General features: G+C 60.1%; 11 protein-coding genes. 7 read left to right on the top strand and 4 right to left on the bottom strand.

Translation table 11 applies throughout. The features are described 5' to 3' along the window. Positions 1-228: 228 nt before the first annotated feature. Complete coding sequence (locus JNK74_25175) at positions 229-1,815, bottom strand: PQQ-binding-like beta-propeller repeat protein (protein MBL7649483.1); 1,587 nt, start codon at positions 1,813-1,815, stop codon at positions 229-231. 129 nt (positions 1,816-1,944) lie between these two features. Beyond that, entirely contained in the window at positions 1,945-3,435 is a 1,491-nt protein-coding gene (locus tag JNK74_25170) for a hypothetical protein (GenBank protein MBL7649482.1), read from the bottom strand. A 191-nt stretch (positions 3,436-3,626) separates the two neighbouring features. On the opposite strand from JNK74_25170, the gene JNK74_25165 reads away from it, so the two are divergent. From JNK74_25165 to JNK74_25150, 4 genes are all read left to right on the top strand, one after another. Next, on the top strand, positions 3,627-4,265 hold the full coding sequence (locus tag JNK74_25165; protein MBL7649481.1) for a hypothetical protein: 639 nt from the start codon (positions 3,627-3,629) through the stop codon (positions 4,263-4,265). 207 nt (positions 4,266-4,472) lie between these two features. Continuing rightward, positions 4,473-6,740: an aconitate hydratase gene (locus JNK74_25160; GenBank protein MBL7649480.1), complete on the top strand. Its 2,268-nt coding sequence runs from the start codon at positions 4,473-4,475 to the stop codon at positions 6,738-6,740. 146 nt (positions 6,741-6,886) lie between these two features. Next, positions 6,887-8,116, top strand: coding sequence for a leucine-rich repeat domain-containing protein (locus tag JNK74_25155; protein ID MBL7649479.1), 1,230 nt, complete (start codon positions 6,887-6,889; stop codon positions 8,114-8,116). After that, positions 8,103-9,347, top strand: coding sequence for a VCBS repeat-containing protein (locus JNK74_25150; GenBank protein ID MBL7649478.1), 1,245 nt, complete (start codon positions 8,103-8,105; stop codon positions 9,345-9,347). Before JNK74_25155 ends, JNK74_25150 begins: the two co-directional genes overlap by 14 nt. Before the next feature lie 93 nt (positions 9,348-9,440). Here JNK74_25150 and JNK74_25145 read toward each other — a convergent pair whose 3' ends face one another. After that, positions 9,441-10,781, bottom strand: coding sequence for a sigma-54-dependent Fis family transcriptional regulator (locus tag JNK74_25145; protein ID MBL7649477.1), 1,341 nt, complete (start codon positions 10,779-10,781; stop codon positions 9,441-9,443). An 83-nt stretch (positions 10,782-10,864) separates the two neighbouring features. Then, complete coding sequence (locus JNK74_25140; GenBank protein MBL7649476.1) at positions 10,865-12,637, bottom strand: sensor histidine kinase; 1,773 nt, start codon at positions 12,635-12,637, stop codon at positions 10,865-10,867. A gap of 524 nt (positions 12,638-13,161) precedes the next feature. Here JNK74_25140 and JNK74_25135 point away from each other — a divergent pair. The 3 genes from JNK74_25135 to JNK74_25125 all read left to right on the top strand — a co-directional run bounded on the left by JNK74_25135 (position 13,162) and on the right by JNK74_25125 (position 14,728). Beyond that, positions 13,162-13,533: a hypothetical protein gene (locus JNK74_25135; protein MBL7649475.1), complete on the top strand. Its 372-nt coding sequence runs from the start codon at positions 13,162-13,164 to the stop codon at positions 13,531-13,533. A 116-nt stretch (positions 13,534-13,649) separates the two neighbouring features. Continuing rightward, positions 13,650-14,009, top strand: coding sequence for a hypothetical protein (locus JNK74_25130; GenBank protein MBL7649474.1), 360 nt, complete (start codon positions 13,650-13,652; stop codon positions 14,007-14,009). Between the two features lie 383 nt (positions 14,010-14,392). After that, entirely contained in the window at positions 14,393-14,728 is a 336-nt protein-coding gene (locus JNK74_25125) for a ferredoxin family protein (GenBank protein ID MBL7649473.1), read from the top strand. Positions 14,729-14,870 lie beyond the last annotated feature (142 nt).

Below are 14,870 nucleotides of genomic sequence, written 5' to 3'. Positions count from 1 at the left end.
ATAGTCAAGGGGGTAGGCGGGGAACCAGGATCGAGTACTCACGATAATCAACGCGCCCCAACGTGGGATAGGCTTCCAGCCTGTCACAGAGCCCACTCGAATCGCGTAAGGGCCCGGCGTGTACTGCACGGATCACGGTGCCGTGACGAGTGCGTGGGCCGCTTGACGGTTAAAGCGAGCGATCTCTCAACCTCAAAGGTTAAGCCACCTTCGGCGAGCTCTGTTGGCTCACGCCCCCTTCGCAATCGCGTAGAGCTTGCCCCGGATAAATGCGTACACCACGCCATTCGCCGCGATGGGCCCGCATTCGCCGCCGCCGCGGCTGGTGAAGAGCACCTGCCTTACCTTCTCAGCCGCGAGGATCCAGAAGGAGTGTTTCGTGTTGACGTAGAGCTTGCCGTCGGCCACCAGCGGGTTACCCCAGATCTCGTGTGGCGTGTCGTGTTGCCAGTACAGCGCACCGTTCGCGGTGTCGAGGCAATAAACGATTCCCGCACGGTCGGCGGCGTAGACCAGGCCCGCATCGACGGCGACGCTGCTCAGCGACCGGCCGATGCTTTCAAAGCGCCAGATCAGGCCGCTTTCGCTGATGTTGCCCGTCTTCGTGGCGTTGACGCAGCTCAAGGTTCCCCGTGCGTGTCCATGGAGCGGGTCGCGGCCCGTGAGGACGTAGACCCGGCTCTCATAAAAGATCGGGCTGGCCAGAATTTCGTTCGGGCCGATGAAGCTGCCATCGCCCGCGTTGAAGGTGGACGTGTCTTCGCCATTTTTCAGTTTGTTTCGATAGACACGCATGTCGCCCTGGTAGTAGTAGATCGGTTTGCCGTTGGGATAGCTCCGGTAGTGGGGCGGGTTGGCGTCGAAATGCCACGCGGTCTTCAGCGCCTCGGGGCGTTCCGCAGCGCTGGTTTCGTCCAGCGCTTCAAAAGCGTAGCAGACGCCGTCATTGCCTCCGAGCAATATAAGCGGCTTCTCATTCACAACGGCTCGCGTGGCCGAGCCCCATTGGGCGTGAAAGAGACTTTCTCCGAGGGTCGTCTGCTCCCGCGCCCGGTATTGCCCCGTGCGCTTGTCGAGCGCGATGAAGCCCGGCGCCTGCTGATTCAGCGCATAGACCGGACTACCTTCGCCAATACCATTGGACGTGGCTGCGTAGACGAAGTCGCCTTCAACCAGCACGGAGCTGCTGGCCGTGTCGTGGGGCGCGACGCCCAGTTCTCCCGGGATGTCGTAGCGCCACAGGATGTCTGCGTCCCGCTCCGTTTCAAGCGCGATGGGTGGGCGGCCTTCTCCGGCCATGAAGGCGGCTTCGTCTTGAAAGGGGCCATCATTGCCGTTCCGCAACCCTGCCGTGTCCAGACAGAGCAAATCGTCGCCGTTTGTGACGACATACACCCGGTCCTCATCAACGGCGGGTGAGGAGCAAAGCCCCCAACGCTGATGAATCATGTGGGTGCGCTCAGGAAATCCCTCCGTGCGCTCGGGCGTCACCAGATGCCAGAGGGGTTTACCGGTCGCTTCGTCGAGGCAGGCCAGGACTCCCCCTTGCAGGCCATCGAAGCGCGGGTCGTCCCGCAGAGCGGTGAGGTTGGTGCCGATGTATACCCGGCCCTGCGACACCGTCGGTGCGCCGAAGGCCACATCGCCCAGTTCCGCGACCCACTTGATGTTGCGGCCTGTGTCCCGGTCAAAGTCGGCGGGGAGATTGGTCTCACGGGCCACATTGCGCCCGAGGGGGCCGGTCCACGCGGGCCAGTCCTCGGCGGATGCGGCCAGGGGCAACACGAGGCATGCGACGAGTTTGTACAGACGCATGGGCGGAATATCCTTTCGGAGGATCCTACGTCTGAATCGGCGAAAGGTTCATCGGCGCGGGCGTCGCGAATGAAAAAGCGGGAGCGCCGGGGAGGCGCTCCCGCTTCTCGAGCGAAAGTGGCTGGGATGCTACGGCAAGATTATAAACGCCACGTGAGTCAAGCCGCTGTTGTCGCCGTTCTTAAATGCAAGCGTGTGGCCGTAGATGTCCACGTTCGTGCCGCCGGCGCCGTAGGGATCTTCGAGGCAGGTCGGGCACTGCACCACGGTGAAACTTCCGCCGCTGCTGACCTGCAGGTACTCGCCCGAGCCGACGGTGTCGACGCCCGAGATGAACCGCAGGGTGCCGTCGTCGGTAATGGCGCCCATCTGGCCCCAGCCGAACACGCCGTTGTTGGTCGTGCTTCCGTCAATGAAGTTGCTGCCCGCGGCATCGCCCGCTTCCACGAAGTCGGCGATGTCGGGTGTCTCGGTGATGCCGCCGGTGGCGGAGCGGGAGTCGCCGCCGTTGTTGTCGTCGGCGTCGCGGTCGAGGAAATAGAGGAAGCTGCCGCCATTGAGCGCGACCTGACCGGCCGCCTCGTTGTCACAGGTGAAGGTTCCGTCGGTGAGGTTCAGCGCGCAGACATCGACACTGCTATCCAAGGAAGTGTCATGGAAAAGCACGAGGTCGCCGTCGACTTTTATCAAGGCATCGTCGATACCGCGTTCGAAGGGGTAAACTGTGGGTTCTGTTTCGGGCGTGTCCAGATTCCAAACTACGAGCGCGTCCGTACCGTTTACAAACGCGGTGCCCACGGCCACGCGCGCGTCGGCGTCGACCACGGCGTGCTCCAGTTGGCTGATCTCGTTGTCCCCGGTGGGACTGGCCAGGCCGGTCACCACGGGCGTCTCGCCGCTGACGTCAATGATTGCGGCGTGGTTCCCCGTCTCGTCAATATCGTTGCGCACGATGATGAGGTTTCCGTCGGCTTGCAGGGTTCCCTGGGCGTTTTGGCCCGAGGGAGAATTGACCAGCCGTATCGTGGTCTCGGGTATGGCGGTGACAGATTCTGTTTCCGTGTCAAAAATGGTGACGAGGAAATTGCTGACCAATGCGATCTTCTTCCCGGCGACGGCAAAATTGCCGGCCTGGAAATCATCGCCATCGGGGATGCCGAGTCCGGTCTCGTCGGTCGAAAACTCGGAAGGGATGATGTAATCCACGCCGCTGAAGCCGCCATAGCCATAGGCAATGATGTCGTCACCGGCCTTGATCATGCCCTGCTGGTGCATCTCGATTTTCGTGCTTACCGCGATAAATTCGCCCTCGCCTTCGCCTTCGCCTTCACCCTCGCCTTCCCCTTCACCGCCGGGCTCGGCGGCCACTTCCAGTTCCGCCAGCGAAAGGAACCCGTCGTCGTCCGTGTCTATGCTGTTGAACTGCGCTTCGGTTAGGTCGGTATTGGCGGCCTGCGCTTCCGCCAGGGACAGGCGCGCGTCACTGTCGGCATCGGCGGTTGCGAAGTCGTCCCGCAGTTCAGCGGCGATGGTGGCGAGCGTAGGCGGTTGACAGCCGCTAAATACTGTCGTTGCGAAGAGGAGCACGGCTGCGGCTCCTGCTTTTCTGACGAGCGTCATGATCTATTTCCTTCCTTCGTTTTGGAATGGCCCAATGCCTGTGCCGCCCCGGGATAGAGCGGGTGTGCACCTTACCCGAGTTCGCGGCAATAGTCAAGTAGCAATGGAGCAGAGGATTTGGCTGTTGCAAATTCGCGCGATCCGCGCTATTCTTTGGAGGAACGAATTGTCCTGGAGAGAGGCAAGCAATCATGGGCAGGCAGCACCAATCCATTTCGCCGGAGGAACTGGCGGATATCATCCGTCAGTGCGCCTCGTTGCACGAGGACTGGCGTCGTTTCTTCCAACTGGCGTCCGCGCCGACGCTGGACGACGGGGCGCAGCGTCAGTTGGCCTTCATCCAGCTCCAGAGCCGTTTTTCCTGCGATTACCCGATACTTTCCCGCTGGCGCGCGGGCAATCTGGGCCTGTCGGGGGCAATTTCGAAGCTGGTGGCCCGCGCGGGGACGCTGGAGGCCTTTGCGCGCGAGGCGCAGCAGGGGGATGGGCCTCTGGTGCGCGATTGGCGGGCGGTGGAGGAGTCCATTGTCCGGGTGCGGACCCTGCTTGACAAGGCACGGGAGCAGGCGAAGGCGGGCGCGCCCATCAAGTTGCCCACGGAAATCGCGGCGCCGATCGAGCGCGAGCCGTGGCCGGTCCGGGCGATGGCCCACAAGGCGGGGCTTGCCTGTGCCGCGGTGGTGATTGGGGGCGTTGTTTTCCTGATTGCCCGACCTTTTTTGCTCGAAACCTCCCTCTTCAAATGGGTGGACCGGTCCTATACCGCGTGGCAGATACGCAACGGGGTGCCCGGCATCGACTTCCCGTTGCCGGAAGCGGAAAAACGCTGATCTGCGTCGTCTTGCGCGGTTCCGGCCTGTCTTAGTATAATGACCATTCGTGGCGGCCTCGGCTCTCCAGGCGCGCCACTGCTCCCTCGCCACCCAAGCGGCTGCTCGTTCCGTGTGATCTTCACGGCCCGATCCCGCCGGGCGAGCATCGTTGAACTCAACGGGCTGTCTGTCCAAACCGCATGATTCCAGGAGAAGGTGCATACCATGGCATTTGACATCGACATGATTGAAAAGGTGTACGCCCGGGCGGCCGAGCGCGTCAATGCGGCGCGGAAGGTCGTGGGTCGTCCGCTGACCCTGTCGGAAAAGATCCTTTACTCCCACCTGTGGGACGGGACCCCGAGCACGGCCTTTGCGCGCGGCGTGGACTATGTCGATTTCGCTCCGGACCGCGTGGCCATGCAGGACGCAACGGCCCAGATGGCCCTGCTCCAGTTCATGCAGGCGGGCCGCAAGAAGGTTGCCGTTCCCTCCACGGCCCACTGCGATCACCTGATCCAGGCGAAGGCCGGTGCGGTGGCCGATCTGGCCGAATCCATCACCAACAACAAAGAGGTCTTCGATTTCCTGGCCTCGGTTTCCAATAAGTACGGCATCGGCTTCTGGAAGCCGGGCGCGGGCATCATCCACCAGGTGGTGCTGGAAAACTATGCTTTCCCCGGCGGCATGATGATCGGCACCGACTCGCACACCGTGAACGCGGGCGGCCTCGGCATGGTCGCCATCGGCGTCGGCGGTGCGGACGCGGTGGACGTGATGGCCGGCATGGCCTGGGAACTGAAATTTCCCAAGCTCATCGGCGTGAAGCTTACCGGCAAGATGAGCGGCTGGACCACCCCGAAGGACGTGATCCTGAAGGTGGCCGGTATCCTCACGGTGAAGGGCGGCACGGGCGCGATCGTCGAGTACTTCGGCGAAGGCGCTGAAAGCATGTCCTGCACGGGCAAGGGCACCATCTGCAACATGGGCGCGGAAATTGGCGCGACGACGTCGACCTTCGCCTTCGACGATTCCATGGTGCGTTACCTGGAAGCCACGGGCCGCGCCGATGTGGCGGCGCTGGCCAAGGCCCAGGCCGATCACCTTCGTCCGGACCCCGAGGTGTATGAAAACCCCGGCGCGTATTACGATCAGCTTATCGAGATCAACCTGAGCGAGCTGGAGCCCCACCTCAACGGGCCCTTCACGCCGGACCGCGCCACGCCCATCTCCCAGATGAAGCAGGTTTGCGCGGAAAATGGCTGGCCAAAGGTGGTGGAAGTGGGCCTCATCGGTTCCTGCACCAACTCCAGCTATGAAGACATGACCTCGGCCGCCTCCGTAGCGCGTCAAGCCAAAGAGAAGAACCTGAAGGCCAAGGCCGAATTCACCATCACGCCCGGCTCCGAGCTGGTGCGCGCCACGGTGGAGCGCGACGGCGTCCTGGCCGATTTCGAGACCATCGGCGGCCAGGTGCTGGCCAATGCCTGCGGCCCGTGCATCGGCCAGTGGGCCCGTTACCGCCACGGTGAAGAGCAGAAGGAGAACACCATCGTTCACTCCTTCAACCGCAATTTCGCCAAGCGCGCCGACGGCAACCCGAAGACCCACGCTTTCGTGACTTCGCCCGCGCTGGTGACGGCGCTGGCGCTCGCGGGCGACCTGACTTTCAACCCCATCACCGACACGCTCATCAACGAAGACGGCGTCGCGGTGAAGCTCGATGCCCCCACGGCGGTGGAGCTGCCCCCGAATGGCTTCGGCTGCGACGATCCGGGCTACCAGGCGCCGGCGGAAGACGGCAGCGGCGTGGAAGTGATCGTTGATCCCAAGTCCAATCGCCTCCAGTTGCTCGATGCGTTCCTGCCGAACGACGGCAATATCACCGGCGCGAAGCTGCTGATCAAGGCCAAGGGCAAGTGCACGACGGACCACATCTCCATGGCGGGCCCCTGGCTCCGCTTCCGCGGTCACCTGGATAATATCTCTGACAACTGCCTCATCGGCGCGGTGAATGCCTACAACGAAGAAACCAACAAGGTGAAGAGCCAGCTCACCGGCGAATACGGCGAAGTGCCAGCCGTTGCCCGTGGCTACAAAGCCGCCGGCGTCCCCACGATCGTGGTGGGCGACGACAACTACGGCGAAGGATCGAGCCGCGAGCACGCCGCCATGGAACCGCGCCACCTGGGCGTGCGCGCCGTGTTGGTGAAGAGCTTCGCCCGTATCCATGAGACCAACCTGAAGAAGCAGGGCATGCTGGCCCTGACCTTTGCCGACACGGCGGACTACGACAAGATTCGCGAGGATGACACCATCGACATCCTCGGGCTGGACAGCTTTGCCCCGAATACCCCGCTGACCCTGCGCCTGACCCACGGCGACGGCTCCACGGAAGAGTTCAAGGTAAATCACAGCTTCAACGAAGGCCAGATCGAGTGGTGGAAGGCCGGCAGCGCGCTGAACCTGATCAAGCTGCAGAACGCGAAATAAGCCAAGAGACATCACAAGCCCCGGCGCCTTTTGGGTGCCGGGGCTTTTTTGTCGGACTGATAGGAGTGAACATCGCCAAAGATGACTTGCCCTGCCGAATCCCCTATACTAGGGCCTTGCTCCGAGTCACCGAGGACCCTTACGACATGCGCCGTTATTCCATCGTGTTGTGTTGCCTGGCCATAGTGCTGTCCGGCTGCCAGTTCTATCTGCCCATTGCGGACTTCAGTCCTTCGGTGCGCGCGGGCGATCTGCCGCTGGAGGTTGCCTTCACCGACCTGAGCAAGGACGGCGGCCAGCCCATCACCAACTGGCGCTGGGACTTCGGCGACGGCACGACGAGCACGGCCATCAATCCCGTCCACACCTACACCGAGCGCGGCACCTACACCGTTTCGCTTATCGTGGAGACGCCGTGGGGTACGAGCGAGCGGGTGGTGGAAGATCTCATCGAGGTGCGGCAGGTCGTGCGCTTTCCCGATGCCCGGCTGGACGCGACCCTGCGCGCGGCCCTGGGCATACCCACGGCAAGCATCCGCGTGGCCGATCTGGAAACCCTCACGACGCTGGACGGAGCAGAGGCTGGCATCAGCAACCTTGCCGGCCTGGAATTCGCGGTAAACCTGGAAACGCTTCTGCTCGAATCGAATGATCTCACTGAGATCGCGGAGATCGGGTCCCTGCGGAAGTTGCGTACATTGAACCTCCGCGACAACGCCATCACCGATATCTCACCCCTGGCCGCATTGAGAGAGGTCGAATTGGTCGATCTCGGTATCAATCAGGTGACCGATATCACACCCCTCCGGGATCTGGAACATCTGACCGAGTTGAATCTGGAGCGTAACCCCGATCTCGCCGAGATACTGCCGCTGCGGTTCCGAACCGGCCTGCGCGAGTTGTCGCTGGCATTCACGGCACTTACCCAGATCGAAGGCGACCCCGAGGGCGATGATCTCGGTCCCCTGGGACTCCTCACGAATTTGGAGTTCCTCGATCTGGCGGCAAACGACCTGCGCGATCTCGGGGCCATTTCCGAGCTGGTGAATCTCGAAACCTTGATCCTGTTCGATTGCCAGGTAGAGGATATCAGCCCCCTGGCCGATCTGGTGAACCTGCGGGAACTCCAGTTGTCCGCCAATGGCATCGCGGATATCGGCGTGCTCACCGCCTTCGAATCGCTTCAACTACTGACCCTTCAAATGAACCAGGTCCAGGATCTTGCTCCACTGGTGGCCAACCCCGGGTTGGGCTTCAACGACGTGGTCCGACTTACGGGCAATCCGTTGAATGCCGACGCACTCTGCAGCGGAATCCCGACGCTGGAAGCCCGCGGTGTGATAGTGGAAGTGGATCAGACCTGTGTGGCGCAATAGACCGCCCGCGATAACGTGCGCGGGGTACGCGGGCGAAGCGCTCGCGTCAATTGCGGTCTTCCTGATGGGGGCCGTGCCCGCCTGGAGCGAAGCAGCGCCGCCGGCCTTTGAAAAGCACCTGATTGATGGGGACTTCGCCAACGGCTATCAGGTCAGCACGGCCGATCTGGACCGGGACGGCGATTTGGATGTAATTGCCCTTTCGACCCAGCCGTCCCAACTGGTGTGGTATCGAAACCCCGACTGGGCGCGCTTTTCTATCAGTACCGCAACGCAGCGGAACATCGACGCCGCGCCCCACGATATCGATGGTGACGGTGACGCCGATCTCGCGGTGGCGAGCGACTTCGACCTTGGGGATTCCCGCAATGGCGGCACGCTTCAATGGCTGGAGAATCCAGGTGATCCTGTGAGCAACCCCGAGTGGGTTGTTCATCCCATTGACGCGATTCCCACGTCGCACCGTGTTCGCTGGGCGGACATGGACGGCGATGGGAAAAAGGAACTGATCAACTTGCCGATTATCGGAGTCGGCGCCACCCCACCCGATTACGCCGTCGGGCTTCAGTTTCGCGCCTATCACCCACCCGTGGACCCGACGGCGCCCTGGACTTCGACCTTGTTAGACGATACGCTCTGCATGGCGCATGGCCTGCTGATCGCGCCCCGGGATGAGGGCGGAGGGACCGTCATTTTCACGGCCAGTTTTGATGGCGTCCATCGTTTTGAATGGAAAACGGGTGTTGTGGAGAAAACCCAACTCGGCGTGGGCCACGCTGGAACCCGTCCAGCCCAGGGAACAAGCGAGGTTGGACTGGGGCGCGTGAACAAGGGCGAGCTGCGATTTATCGCAACGATTGAACCATGGCATGGGAATGAGGTGGTGGTATACAGCGGGCGGGATGGCGATCCGCTACCCTGGCCCCGAACGGTCATCGATGAATCGCTGGTGGACGGCCACGCACTGGTCTGCCTCGATGTGGACCGAGATGGGACGGACGAGATCATTGCCGGAGGCCGAGGTGGCTCCCACGAAGTACTCCTGTTCCGTTGGAGCGGGACAGGTTGGCAACGCCAGGTCATTGATGCAGTGGGCGTGGCAATGGCGGGGCTAACTGTAGGAGACGTGAATGGCGACGGGAGTCCAGATCTCGTTGCAACCGGAACGGCGACGCACGATGTTGTCTGGTACGAGAGCAGGGGCGCGCAAGTAGATTCTTCGAGAAATTGAGACCACAGACCTGACGCCCACACTCCAATATTGTTAAAATTACTTTAGAAATCGCGGGATGTAAGATCCCTTACTTAGTCCCTGAATCAGCTTTTACGGCTTAGCCAATCCATAGTCCTCAATCTTCTTGCGTAACGTTACGCGTGTAATATCGAGGATTTCCGAGGCCCTCGAAATATTCCAGTCTGTGGACAACAGTACCCGATACACGTAGTCTCGCTCGACGTCGCGAAGGGGCTTGAGTTCGTCAGTCGAAATCCCCGCAGTCGTTCCGTTGCCCATAGCCGACAGAATGCCCTGCTCGCTGATGACCGGCCCTCGGGAAAGCAGTACGGCTCGCGTCAAGACGTTGTTCAGCTCGCGAATATTTCCCGGCCAGTCATAATTCTCGCAGCACTTGAGCGCCGCTTCGCTGATTCCGTCTATCTCCTTGTGCAGTTCCTGGCCGAGCCGCGCCAGCATGTTTTCGGCCAGACCCGCGATGTCCGATCGCCTGTCGCGCAGCGGCGGAACATGGATGGTCGACACCGCCAGCCGATAATACAGGTCGTCGCGAAACTTCTGCTCCATAACCATCGACTTTAGATCTCGATGGGTCGCGGCAATAACCCGTGCGCGGAACGGCATGGTCTTGGTGCTCCCGACGCGCTCAAAAACTCGCTCTTGTAATACGCGCAGAAGTTTTGCTTGAAGGTCGTAGGACATGTCTCCAATTTCATCGAAGAATATAGTCCCCGACCCGGCCACCTCCAACTTGCCTGGTTTGTCCCCATCAGCCCCCGTAAATGCGCCTTTCACATGCCCGAACAACTCGCTCTCCAGCAGCGTGGAAACAACGGCGGAACAGTTGACGGCCACAAAGGGTTCCTGCGGCGTACTGGTGTCATGAAGTGCGCGCGCCACCAGTTCCTTTCCGGTTCCCGTTTCGCCCTGCACCAGGACGGGCACACGACTCTCCGCGGTGAGTGCGATCTGTTTGAGCACTTCGATGATGCCTGGATGCGAACCCACGATTTCATGCGGGCCACCCGCAGTGCCCGCAAAGACGCGTTGAAACTTTCCTGGAGTGAGGTTCTCAAACTGGTGGGCCACTTTCTCGACTGTGACCATTACCGCGTCCAGATCCAGCGGCTTTCGGATATAGTCAAAGGCCCCGAGACGCACTGCTTCGATCGTAGATTTCGAATCCTGCATCCCCGTGATCATGACCGTGAACGTGTTGTGCCGGATATCTTTGAACTTGCGCAGAATATCGATGCCCGTCATATCGGGAAGGTTAAGATCGATGAAGGCCAAGTCATAACCGTTCTCGAGCAGCAGGTCCAGGCCTTGCGCCGCCGTATGTGTAACATCGACCGAATGCCCCACCCGCTCCAAGTGAATCTGGAGTGAGCGGCCAAGGGCCTTGTCATCGTCTATTACGATCATGCGCATGGCTTTTTCCTGTCCAACGGCGCCCGCCGGCAGCCTTCTGCGGGCATTGTAGCAAACCCCGTGTGTCCGGGCACGAGGCTATGTCAGCACGGCGAGGCGGTCGCGGAGGTACAAGGCATTTCGACGATGAACCTTGTGCCGCCTGAGGAGATGCTTTCCGCGTGAACGCGCCCGGCGTGTAACTCCACAATCTTGCGCACATTGGCGAGGCCCAGACCTGTACCATTGCCCTTGGTGGTGAAAAAGGGTTTGAAGAGTAGCTCCTGATGCTCCGGACGAACTCCGACACCCGTATCCCGCACTTCAATGACTATCTCAGAGGCCTGTAGTTCGGAGGCATGGGCGCATAACCGGACCCTGGCTCCGGCGGGAGACGCCTCTATCGCGTTCTTCAGCAGATTCGTGAGCACCCGAGAGAATTGATCCGGGTCGACGGAAATGGAGGTGGTCCCAAGTGCTTCGTCCAAACCGGACTCAATGGTCACCCCCCTCTCTTCTGCGCCACCGCGTACGTCGGCGAGCGCCGACTCAAAAAGGCGGGCAACAGCCACAGGCTCCAGATGCAGTTCAACTGGCCGCCCGTAGAGCAGCAATTCATTGAGCATACGTTCCAGCCGCTGGGCCTGCTCTGTTGCGATTTCCGCAAGTTCCTGATCGCCGGCATCCAAATCGGAAGACCGTTTGAGCGCTTGAAGATTCATCTTGATTGAGGAGAGGGGATTGCGCATTTCGTGGACGACACGCGAAGTGAGTTCTCCGACAATTGCCAGTTTCGCGGAGCGTACAATCACGGCTTCCTTGTCCCGAAGCTCATCCAGCATCTGATTGAATGCGCTGCGCACTTCGTCGGCTTCGCGCAAATGCATTGGTTCCAATCGTTCGTCGGAATGCCCGGCGGAAATTTTTCGCGCGACCGAGGCCAGATTGGCGAGGGGGCTCCCCAGCAATCTGGAGAGCCAGAGTGAAACCAGAACCACCGCGAGCAACGCAGCACTTACCATCCCGAGGGCTCGATAGAGCAGGACACGTACGGTGGCCATGGCCTCTTCCATATCGATATCGACGACCACCCGCCAATCATTTATCGGGAGGGGCATCGATGCGCCAATTGTCTTGAGCGCGTGGCGCGCTGAACGGGGGGCTACACCGCCAGAGTGATCGCCCATTCCTGTTTCATCCCTTCGTGGCGGCACGAGGGAAGGCTCCCCACTGTTGTCGTTGGTTCCAATGATAGGTCGAGATTCCGCGTTAACAATATAGACTGCCCCCGTACTCCATAGTCCGCTGCGATCCGTGAGCAGCGGCGTCAGGCTCGTGGTCAGATTGAGATTTGCGACGAGGTAGCCTAGTGTCTCACCGTTGCCATCGCGGATCCTCCTTCCGAAGTGTGTCCCCATGTCGCCTTCACGGTGCCGGTGGACCTGGCCGAAGTAGACTCCAGCGGCATCGCGCACGTGTTCTTGAAAATCGGGATCGACTAATCGGGCGTCGGAGTGTTTGCCATCCCGGGACGACGCGACCAGCCTCCATGTGGAATCAAAGATTTCCAATTGCTCATAGATTGCGCCGGCAGACTGGACGGTGCGAAGGGTGTCGCCCAGGATCTTGACTGCGGCATCATCGCGTTCTCCTAGAATTTTCTCAAGACAGTCGGTGACGAGGGGCATACTGGCAATCGCGTCGGTGTCCTGCGTTCGCTCTTCGAGCCACTGTGTAAACATGGTCTGATGGACCTCGGCAACCGAAATGGCATGCTGCTGCAGCAGGTCCATGACCACCATCCGCCCGCAGTGATAACCTTGATAGGCTGTACTCACGAGCGGCAACAGAGAGAGGAGGGTCAGCGCGAAAAACACGCGATTCCTAAGGCTTCTTCCCAACATGTTCTTGTTCTCGCTTCAGGTGGGCCATCCAGCACAAACAGCAGGGGTGGGGTGATGTTCAAGGTACGTTTTCCTCAAATGGGTAGCGTGGCGCGCTCACAAGCTGCCACGAACCGGAACAGTCCATTATAGAGCAGACCACGGGACTACACCACGCGGCGAACGGTCGCTTGGCATGACCGGTGTTTTCACTGAATCGTTCGCTCTCGGAAGTCAGATCCTGACCAGCGCCCCTGCTCAGGTTCTGATCAGTTGGGGGCAGTTGCACACGCGAAACGGCCCTTTTTCTTACGTTCAGACGCTCTGAAATTCTGGCACGAATGATGCGCTAACGAAGGCAAGGGCCGCAAGGCCGGGAGCAAGGTGAAGCCGGGTGCTCAGCTCGGACGGAAAGCTCCAAGGCTCGCGGAAACCCAGAGCAACCAATTGAAACCGGGTGAGACGCTTTAATTGCTTCGCACCCATACAGGCCCCCCGGGGCAACAGGGAGAATAGCCATGAAAAAGTCTCTGATACTCACCATCGCGAGTGCACTCACCATCGCAACACTCGGAAGCGCGGCTTACGCCGAAAACACCATCGACAAGGGCGACCTTGGAAAATATGTCCGCCAGGGCCGCTTTGTAAAGCCGGTTCTCACGTCGTCGCTCCGAACTGAAGCCGTCGCGGGTCAGACCCAGCGCAGTGCAGTTATCGACAAGGGCGACCTCGGCAGCTACGAGCGCACGGGACGTTTCCTGAAACCTGTACTGGAAGTCGGCCACCAAGGTTGGTCTGCGGATGCGGCCGTACCTGTCAGCAACGTCGCACACAAGCATGGTCTCGATGGAAAAGAGCACAGGAACATCGGGCACAAGCGCGCGAGCTAGGCACGCCAACCACCCGAGTACTACTTGAAATTGACCTGAATGCCATACCGAAATTGGGCGAAGAGCCGTCCGGCAGCGCGCCCGCCACGCCCCAACGGGGCAATAGGAGAATAACCATGAAAAAGTCTCTGATACTCACCTTTGCGGGCGCCCTCGCCCTCGCCACCCTGGGAACCACGGCCTTCGCAGAGACCACCATCGACAAAGGTGACCTCGGAACCTATGTCCGCCAGGGACGCTTCGTGAAGCCGATTCTCACCACTTCAACCCGGACTGAAGCAATTGCCACCCCGGACGAAAGTAAGGCGCTCATCAACAAAGGCGACCTCGGCACCTACGAGCGCAAGGGACGATTCTTGAAACCCGTACTCAATGTAGGTCTTCAAGGGTGGTCGGCTGATACGCCAGAGGCCACCAGCACGGTAATGCACGAGCACGGTCTCAACGGAAAAGAGCACAAGAATTCAAGTAAGTAATATGCTCCTTCCGCCCGACAACGCCCGCGAATCCGTAACGGATTCCGGGTGTTGTCCGTTTGGGTCGATTTTCAGACTAAGCTCCGCTATAACGTAGAATAAGACTCGGCGGACGGCTTACGCAAGGGGCACCGCAACGCACGATGTCGTGTGGTACGAGAGCAGGGGCGCAGAGTTGGCAGGTCCTGCCCTTCCGATGTCCCGCAGCCTTGACGGGAGTGGGCATATCGTTGTTTAATGGTGTAAACAAGTGTATAGGCTTGCCGTTGATAAGCCCCTGGATTCGTTGTTAGAATCCGGCCAGGTTGGTTACTGCCAGCCCGAATTCCATCTTGCCAATGACCTTATTGCTGCGTCTGCACAATAACCAAGGAGAAAATACCATGGCTTTTGTCGTCACCGAACCCTGCATCAAGTGCAAGTACACGGATTGTGTGGACGTATGCCCCGTGGCCTGCTTTCACGAAGGCGAGAACATGCTGGTGATTGATCCCGAAGAATGCATCGATTGCGGCGTGTGTGTGGATGAGTGCCCGGTAACGGCGATCTTCTCCGAAGATGAAGTGCCCGAGAAGTGGAGCAGCTTCGTCGAATTGAACAAGAAGTATGCCGCGGAGTGGCCCCTTATCGAAGAGGGCAAAGAGCCTCTGGACACGGCCGACGAATACAAGGATAAGGAAGGCAAGACTGGCGAGTTCAGTTCCGCGCCCGGAGCCTGATTCGCTTAGAACGCAAATTCAAGGGAAGCGCCCCCGGGCGCTTCCCTTTTTTGGGTGGCGCGCCCGCCTGGATTCAAGCTCTAAGTGCAACATGCTGTTCTTTTCGTTGGGAATAGAAGACTTCATTTGGCGTTCGGTAGCC

The sequence above is a fragment of the Candidatus Hydrogenedentota bacterium genome (genome assembly GCA_016791475.1).
Lineage (GTDB): Bacteria > Hydrogenedentota > Hydrogenedentia > Hydrogenedentales > JAEUWI01 > JAEUWI01.
The sequence above is the reverse complement of the archived record's forward strand: the minus strand, read 5'-3'. Positions and strand labels throughout refer to the sequence as shown.

What these genes read in the sequence shown, in the direction of transcription:
- JNK74_25130 (MBL7649474.1), top strand. Translation starts at nt 13,650, where the DNA reads ATGAAAAAGTCTCTGATACTCACCTTTGCGGGCGCCCTCGCCCTCGCC.
- JNK74_25160 (MBL7649480.1), top strand. Translation starts at nt 4,473, where the DNA reads ATGGCATTTGACATCGACATGATTGAAAAGGTGTACGCCCGGGCGGCC.
- JNK74_25155 (MBL7649479.1), top strand. Translation starts at nt 6,887, where the DNA reads ATGCGCCGTTATTCCATCGTGTTGTGTTGCCTGGCCATAGTGCTGTCC.
- JNK74_25170 (MBL7649482.1), bottom strand. Translation starts at nt 3,435, where the DNA reads ATGACGCTCGTCAGAAAAGCAGGAGCCGCAGCCGTGCTCCTCTTCGCA.
- JNK74_25175 (MBL7649483.1), bottom strand. Translation starts at nt 1,815, where the DNA reads ATGCGTCTGTACAAACTCGTCGCATGCCTCGTGTTGCCCCTGGCCGCA.
- JNK74_25165 (MBL7649481.1), top strand. Translation starts at nt 3,627, where the DNA reads ATGGGCAGGCAGCACCAATCCATTTCGCCGGAGGAACTGGCGGATATC.
- JNK74_25125 (MBL7649473.1), top strand. Translation starts at nt 14,393, where the DNA reads ATGGCTTTTGTCGTCACCGAACCCTGCATCAAGTGCAAGTACACGGAT.
- JNK74_25145 (MBL7649477.1), bottom strand. Translation starts at nt 10,781, where the DNA reads ATGCGCATGATCGTAATAGACGATGACAAGGCCCTTGGCCGCTCACTC.
- JNK74_25135 (MBL7649475.1), top strand. Translation starts at nt 13,162, where the DNA reads ATGAAAAAGTCTCTGATACTCACCATCGCGAGTGCACTCACCATCGCA.